7 protein-coding genes and 1 pseudogene are annotated in these 7,225 nt (G+C 72.1%); 5 read left to right on the top strand and 3 right to left on the bottom strand.

From position 1 onward, the window contains the following. The 3 genes and pseudogenes from ACWEBX_RS35840 to ACWEBX_RS35830 all read right to left on the bottom strand — a co-directional run. A pseudogene (locus ACWEBX_RS35840) lies at positions 1–615 on the bottom strand (MMPL family transporter); the annotation flags it as partial. Between the two features lie 160 nt (positions 616–775). Continuing rightward, positions 776–1,552 (bottom strand): hypothetical protein, encoded by a 777-nt coding sequence (locus ACWEBX_RS35835; protein WP_451888934.1) that lies wholly within the window; start codon positions 1,550–1,552, stop codon positions 776–778. Further along, positions 1,549–2,169 carry a TetR/AcrR family transcriptional regulator gene (locus ACWEBX_RS35830; RefSeq protein ID WP_451888933.1) on the bottom strand — a complete coding sequence of 207 codons (621 nt, stop codon included), beginning with the start codon at positions 2,167–2,169 and terminating at the stop codon, positions 1,549–1,551. The genes ACWEBX_RS35835 and ACWEBX_RS35830 overlap by 4 nt, the downstream gene beginning before the upstream one ends. 241 nt (positions 2,170–2,410) lie before the next feature. Between ACWEBX_RS35830 and ACWEBX_RS35825 the strand changes: the two genes are divergently transcribed. The 5 genes from ACWEBX_RS35825 to ACWEBX_RS35805 all read left to right on the top strand — a co-directional run bounded on the left by ACWEBX_RS35825 (position 2,411) and on the right by ACWEBX_RS35805 (position 6,923). After that, a complete protein-coding gene (locus ACWEBX_RS35825; protein WP_451888932.1) occupies positions 2,411–3,346 on the top strand; it encodes an ATP-binding cassette domain-containing protein in 936 nt (311 codons plus the stop codon). Continuing rightward, entirely contained in the window at positions 3,343–4,191 is an 849-nt protein-coding gene (locus ACWEBX_RS35820) for an ABC transporter permease (protein WP_451888931.1), read from the top strand. Before ACWEBX_RS35825 ends, ACWEBX_RS35820 begins: the two co-directional genes overlap by 4 nt. A 203-nt stretch (positions 4,192–4,394) precedes the next feature. Next, positions 4,395–5,753, top strand: a complete 1,359-nt coding sequence (locus tag ACWEBX_RS35815) for a sensor histidine kinase (protein WP_451888930.1) — start codon at positions 4,395–4,397, stop codon at positions 5,751–5,753. Next, positions 5,750–6,430, top strand: a complete 681-nt coding sequence (locus ACWEBX_RS35810; RefSeq protein ID WP_451888929.1) for a response regulator — start codon at positions 5,750–5,752, stop codon at positions 6,428–6,430. The genes ACWEBX_RS35815 and ACWEBX_RS35810 overlap by 4 nt, the downstream gene beginning before the upstream one ends. Positions 6,431–6,482: 52 nt before the next feature. Next, complete coding sequence (locus ACWEBX_RS35805) at positions 6,483–6,923, top strand: OsmC family protein (protein WP_451888928.1); 441 nt, start codon at positions 6,483–6,485, stop codon at positions 6,921–6,923. Positions 6,924–7,225: the final 302 nt, after the last annotated feature.

The raw sequence follows: 7,225 nt of genomic DNA, 5'->3' as shown, positions 1-7,225 counted from the left end.
GCCGAAGGCGAGCAGCAGCACGACGAGGGCGGCGCCGACGCCGATGGCCTCGGCGGTGGCGTCGTCGGCGGGGGCACGCACGATGTCGTGCAGGTCGCCTCCGTAGCCGACGCCGATTCCGGCGTCCCTGGCGGGAGCCGTCGCCTCGTCGAGCCGCTCGGTGTAGCCGTGGCCGAGTGACTTGAGCTTCCGGTCGAAGGACACGGCGGTGTACGCGGTCGCGCCGTCGGTGCTGGTCACCGGTGCGGCGACGGCGGTGACATGAGGCAGGCCCCTCAGCCGTCCGAGCGTCGCCTCCAGACCGGCGGCGTGGTCGGACACCTTGCCCGAGCCGACGTGGAAGACGACCTTTCCGCCGGCCGCGCCCGCCGCGGGGTCGGACTTCGCCAGCAGGCCGGCGCCGCTGCTCGCCTGGCTGCCGGGGAGGGTGACCTCGTCACCGAAGGCCGCGCCGACCGCGTGCCGGCCCGCGAACGCGGCCGCCAGCACCACAAGCCAGGCGGCGATCACCCACACGGCGTGCCGTGCGCAGTAGGCGCCCGTGCGGTGCAGGGCGGACGGCCGGGGCGCGACGGGAAGCGGCGCCAGGGACAGCGGGGCAGGGGGAAGGGACACCGCGCCTCCAGAAGAAGTGACAGGGCTGCCACAACTTAACCGGGAAGATGACAGTGCCGTCAATTGTCAGCTCTGCCATTTTTATCGCACCCGGCACCTCGCACCCCGAACCCCACACTCCCCACCCGCACCCCGCACCGCACCTCACGGACGCGTGGAATCAGCTCTCCGCCTGCCCCTTCCCCGACGCGCACACGGACGCCGTACGCGCCGTACTCGCCGTCCGCACCGCCTGCCGCGCACCGGCGGGGGCCACGGTGAAGTCCAGGACGAGACCGGCGCTTTCGGCATGGGCGCCGACGAGCGCGGTGCCGCGGGGCAGCTCCCGGATCTCGATGGTGCGCGGCTTGAGCCTGGCCGCGAGCCCCCCGGCGCCCGGCAGGGCGGAGAGCTCCGACACCGGGACTTCGCGGCCGAGGACCAGGACGCTCGCGGGGGTGATGGTGAGGCTGTGGGCCGTGGTGGACAGGGTGGTGGCCACCGTGACGGGCAGCCCGGTACCGCCCGCGGAGCCCGTGAGGGTGAGACGGGTGCCGTCCGTGCCCGTCTTCAGCCCGTCGGCGCCGGCGCCACCCCGGACTCCGGCACTCCGGTCCAGCGCGTCGTAGGCGATGGTGGCCGTGGCGGTCCCGCCCGAGGTGGCGCCGCCGGTCGACACGTCGCGCAGGTGCGCGTCGACGTCCATGTCGGTGCCCTGACGGCGCACGCCCTCGGCGCTGACATGGACGGCGCCGACCGTGCCGGTGAGCGCCTCGAGTCCGGCCAGGGTGTCGTCGAGGTCGACCCGCACCCCCTTGGTCGCGCCGAGACGGCACGCGGCGGTCTCCGCGACCTGGCCCCGCACCTTGTGCTCCACGACGAGGTCGGTGGTCACGGCTGCCGCGACCACCGCGGTCAGGCATATCGCGGTGACGGCGTAGCGACGGCGACGGTTCACGAGGGGGTGGCTCCGATCATGGTCAGGAAGGTGAACGCCTGCGGGAGCAGACGGTCGGGCTCCACGGGCACTCCGGCCGTACGGCGGTCGCGCAGGGTCCGCAGGACGGCGCGCGCGGCGCCCAGCGCGCAGTTGGCGATGACGGCTGCCTGAAGGTCCGCGTCCGGCGCCTCCGCCGGAAGGCGCTCCAGGACGAGTGCGGTCAGGCGCGCCTCGAACTGCTGGAACTGCCGGGACAGGCCCTCGCGCGCCTGTTCACGGATCTCGCCGAGCGGATGGGCGAGTGCGGTCAGGCTGCTGGTGGCGAAGTAGGAGACCGCGTCCGTGATGGCGCCACAGGCCGCTTCGAGCGGCGTGTCGCTGTCCGGCCGCGCCAGGAAGGCTTCCTCTATGCGGGCGAAGAGCTCGATCCCGTCGGGGAGGAGCAGGGCTTCCTTGCTGTCGAAGTAGCGGAAGAAGGTCCGCTCCGACACGTTCGCCTCCGTGGCGATGTCGGCCACCGTGGTCTGCGCGAAACCGTGTTCGGCGAAGAGCCGGCCGGCGGCCTCGCGCAGTCCGCGCCGGGTCTCTTCCTTCTTCCGCTCGCGCAGACCTGGCTTCTCGGTTCTCTCTGGCATGGTCACACCCTCACCACCATGCGCCGGGTCTGTCAATTGTCAGCCCTGCCATTTTGGCGGGCGTGCGGGAGCCGCACCGGACCGGCCCTGTCATCCGAGCGCCGTAGCGGGGTGATACCGCGGTACTACGCGCCTCCGCCCAACCGGGCTCTCCGGTACCACGGATCCGGGGCCGACGTCTCCTAGCGTGGTTGGTGAGCAGTCAGGTGGGGGGCCTGCCCCCGAAAGCAAGGGAACTTCGATGATCGAGGCACATCAGCTGACGAAGCGGTACGGGGAGAAGACGGCGGTGGACCGGCTGGACTTCGTCGTGAAGCCCGGCACCGTCACCGGCTTCCTGGGCCCCAACGGCGCGGGCAAGTCGACCACCATGCGCATGATCGTCGGGCTGGACGCGCCGTCCGGCGGCAGCGTCACGGTCAACGGCAAGCACTACGCACAGCACAGCGCCCCGCTCCAGGAGGTCGGCGCCCTGCTGGAGGCCAAGTCGATCCACCCGGGCCGTTCCGCTTTCGACCACCTCATGGCTCAGGCCTACACCCACGGCATTCCGCGCCGCCGGGTGGAGGAGGTCATCGAACTGACCGGTCTTCAGTCCGTGGCCAGGAAGCGCGCGGGCGCCTTCTCCCTCGGCATGGGCCAGCGCCTCGGCATCGCCGCGGCCCTCCTCGGCGACCCGGCCACGATCATGCTCGACGAACCGGTCAACGGCCTCGACCCCGAGGGCGTGCTGTGGATCCGCAACCTGCTGACCGGACTCGCGGCGGACGGCCGTACGGTCTTCGTCTCCTCGCACCTGATGAGCGAGATGGCGCTCGTCGCCGACCACCTGATCGTCGTCGGACGAGGGCGTCTGCTGGCGGACACCACCGTGCGTGAGCTCGTCCAGCAGGCCGGCGGCGACACCGTCACCGTGGCGTCCGACCAGGCGTCCCGGCTGCGCGACGTGCTGGCCGGTCCCGGCGTCGAGATCACCGGTACGGCCGGTTCCGAGGAGCTCCAGGTGACGGGTCTGTCCGCGCGGGCCATCGGTCTCAAGGCCGCCGAGCACGGCATCCCGCTGTTCGAGCTCAGCTCCCGGACCGTCTCCCTCGAAGAGGCGTTCATGGACCTGACCCGCGACGCCGTCGAGTATCACGCCAGCGCCACCGTCGAGGCCCCTGGGAGGGCGGCATGAGTACCGTCACCGTCACCGACAGCCCGGCGCCCGCCCCCGCGCAGCCGGCCCGTCCGGAGTACAAGGTCACCGGGCGCCGTGTGCTGCGCTCGGAGTGGGCGAAGCTGTGGTCCCTGCGCTCCACCTGGATCACGCTTGGGCTCGGGCTGCTGTTCCTGGTCGCGTTCGGCGTGATCGCCGCCGTGCACTACAAGTCCGAGCTCAACTCCGGGCGGCCCCTGCACCGGGACGACGCCACGGCCACCGCGCTCAGCCTCTCCGTGTTCGGTACGAACTTCGCGCAACTGGCGCTCGGCGTGCTGGGCGTGCTGATCACCGCCGGTGAGTACTCGACCGGCATGATCCGCTCCACGCTGGCCGCCGTGCCGCGCCGGCTGCCGGTGCTGTGGTCCAAGGCCTCGGTGTTCGGGCTGATCGCCCTGGTCGTCGCGACCGTCGGCGTCTTCGCCGCGTTCACGATCGACAGCGGCATCGTCTCGGGCACGCCCGCGGCCCTCACCCTGTCCGACTCGGGCGTGTTCCGCAGTCTGCTGGGCGCGGGTCTCTACCTCGGTCTGGTCGGTGTGATCGGCACGGCCCTGGGCGCTCTGCTCCGCTCGGTCGCCGGCGGCATCTCGGTCCTGGTCGCCTCGCTGATGCTGGTGCCCGGCCTGATCTCGCTGCTGCCCAGCTCGTGGCAGGACAACATCAGCCCGTACCTGCCGAGCAACGCGGGCGAGTCGATGTTCGCGCTGACCCACGACTCGACCTCGCTGTCGCCCACCGCCGGACTGGTGGTCTTCCTCGGCTGGACCGTGCTGGCGCTGGCGGGCGCCGCCTGCCGTCTCGTCCGCACGGACGCCTGACACCCCCGGCACAGCCCCCGCACCCGCACCCCGGGCGCCATCGCGAACGACCCGCGGTGGCGCCCGTACGAGGAAACCCGGCGGTGGCGGCCGTAGGAGATGACCCCGGTGGCACCCGTAAAGGATGAAGGGAGGCGCGTACGAGGACGCGACCGGACCCACAATGAACAGGTGAGACCCATGAACGCGGACCAGTGACTCCCATGAACACCGACGACACCGCCCCGCCCGCCCCGGCGGAGGACCCGCCCTTCGCGGAGGCGGAACTGCCGTGGAACCACCCGCTGGCCCGTGCGCTGTCCCGCATCGGCCGCCGGCTCAAGCGGGGCGACCGCAGGCATCCCTGGATGCTCGACGCGGTCGTGACGGCCGTCGTCGCGCTGCTGTTCTGCCTGCCGGACCTCGTGCACGACGGCGACGGCCGGCACCATCCGTTCGACACCGAGTTCACCCGACTGCCCCTGCCGGGAACGCTCGCGCTGCAGGCCGGGCTGGTGCTCCCGCTGCTGTGGCGGCGCCGGAGGCCCTTCCTCGCCTTCTCGGTGATCACCGCGGTGCTCATCCTCCAGCTCGCGCTGGGCGTCTGGCTGCGCGCCGACGTCGCCGTCCTCATCGCCCTCTACAGTCTGGTCCTGCACGGAGAACTGCGGCGGCTGCCCCTGGCCTGCGCGGTCACCGCCGGCGCGCTGGGACTGGTCGCCGTACGCCTGCCGGCCGGTGTGCATGTGCTCGACGCGCTGTTCTTCCTCTTCAGCACCATAACCGCGGCCGTCGCGCTCGGTCTGGCCGTCCGGATCCGGCGCGGCCAGCTCGCCGTCCTGCGGGACCGCGCGACCCGGCTGGAGGTCGAACGCGACCAGCGCAGCAAACTGGCCGCCGCCGCCGAACGCACCCGCGTGGCCCGCGAGATGCACGACATCGTCGGCCACAACCTCTCCGTCATCATCACCCTGGCCGACGGCGGCGCGTACGCGAGCGACCTCGCGCCGGAACGCGGGAAACAGGCCCTGCTGCTCATCGGTGACACCGGGCGGCAGGCGCTCGGCGAACTGCGCCGCATGCTCGGGGTCCTGCGTGAGCAGACCCTGGCACCCAGCGCGCCCGAGCTGAGTCCGCAGCCGGGGATCGGGGACATCGACGCCCTGTGCGAGCGGATCCGGGCCGCCGGGCCGGTGGTCGTGCACCGCGGCAGCGGCGAACTGGGCGGTCTGGACCGCGGCGTCCAGCTCGCCGTGTACCGCATCGTCCAGGAGGCCCTCACCAACGCCCTCAAGCACGCAGGGCCCGAGACACGCGTCGATCTCAGGGTGAGCGTCGAGAAGACGCTCCTGCACATCGACGTCCACGACACCGGCCCGGGCACCGGCACCGTGCGCCCCGGGCCGCACGACGACGAAGGACATGGAATCCCCGGTATGAGAGAACGCGCGGCGCTCTACGACGGGACGGTCGTCGCGGGGCCAGCCCCCGACGGCGGATGGACTCTGCGGGCCACCCTCGATCTCACCCCTCCGGACGGGACCGACCTCGCTCCCTCTGCCGTCACGGGCGGTGCCGCGTGACCAGCGTGCTCATCGTCGACGACCAGCCGCTGCAGCGCCTCGGTTTCCGCATGCTCCTGGAGAGCACTCCGGACACCGATGTCGTCGGCGAGGCGTCCCACGGCGGCGAGGCCGTCCGCAGGGCCGCCGAACTGCGCCCGGACGTGATCCTCATGGACGTACGGATGCCCGGCATGGACGGCATCGAGGCCACCCGCCGGGTCGTCGCCTCCGGCGGCCGCTCCCGGGTGCTGATCCTCACCACGTTCGACCTGGACGAGTACGCCTACGCCGCGCTGCGCGCGGGTGCCAGCAGGTTCCTCCTCAAGGACGCCCATCCGGAGGAACTGCTCGCCGGGATCCGGGCGGTCGCCGCGGGCGACGCGGTGATCGCGCCCGCCCTGACCCGGCGTCTCCTGGACACGTACGCCCGGCACCTGCCGCGCGATCCCTCGGGCACCGCCGGGCCGATGGACGACCCCCGCATCCACGCCCTCACCGAGCGCGAGTACGAGATCTTCGTCGCCATCGGCGAGGGGTGGAGCAACAGCGAGATCGCCGGGCGGCTCGTCGTGGCGGAGTCGACGGTCAAGACGCATGTCGGCCGGGTCCTGTCGAAGGTGGGCGTCCGCGACCGCGTCCAGGCGGTCATCCTCGCCTACGACCTCGGGGTCGTCAGCCCGAACCCGCCCGACTGAGCCGCGGGGGCATCCGAGGCGGGCGACGCGGCGCGACATTAGGGTCGGCGGTATGACTGACGACACTCTGCGCCGCGTCACCGTCGACCGGACCGGCACCGGGCACTTCACCGCGACGAACGCACGGGGCGGGACGATCGACTTCGGCACCGGGTCCGGATCCGGCGGGGAGGAGCGGTTCACCCCGGTCGAACTGCTGCTCGCCGCCATCGGGGGCTGCACCGCGGCGGACGTCGATGTCGCGACCGGCCGCCACGTGGAGCCCACGCGGTTCACCCTGACCGTGAGCGGCGACAAGATCAGCGACGAGCTCGGGAACCGGATGACCGGCCTCACGGTCACCTTCTCCGTGGCGTTCCCGGACGGCGAGGCCGGCGACCGCGCCCGTGCCATCCTGCCCCGCGCCGTCAAGACCTCGCACGACCGGCTCTGCACGGTCAGCCGCACGATCGAGGTCGGCACTCCCGTCACCGTCACGGTCGACGAGGCCTGACCGTGCCGGAACCCGGTGCCGGGCTCGGTACGCGTCGCCGATTCCGGGCTCCGCTTCCGAGTCCCGCGGACGAATGCGCGGCCGGATGGAGTGAAGCCGGATTTCCGGGGCAGACGGCGAACGTCGAAGAGGTGGACGCGGGACGGATCGTATGGGCCAGCAGGTGAGCGAAGCGGGACAGCAGGGACAGCGGGGTGCACTGATCGAGCGGCCGGGGGGCGGAAGTCGTGGGCCGCGGGGCACACTGATCACATGTCATCGCGTCGCAGGAACTGCCCCGAGTGCCGTCGGGAGATCGCCGT

Source organism: Streptomyces sp. NPDC005070 (assembly GCF_053600395.1).
This window is presented reverse-complemented; position numbering and strand designations above follow the sequence as displayed.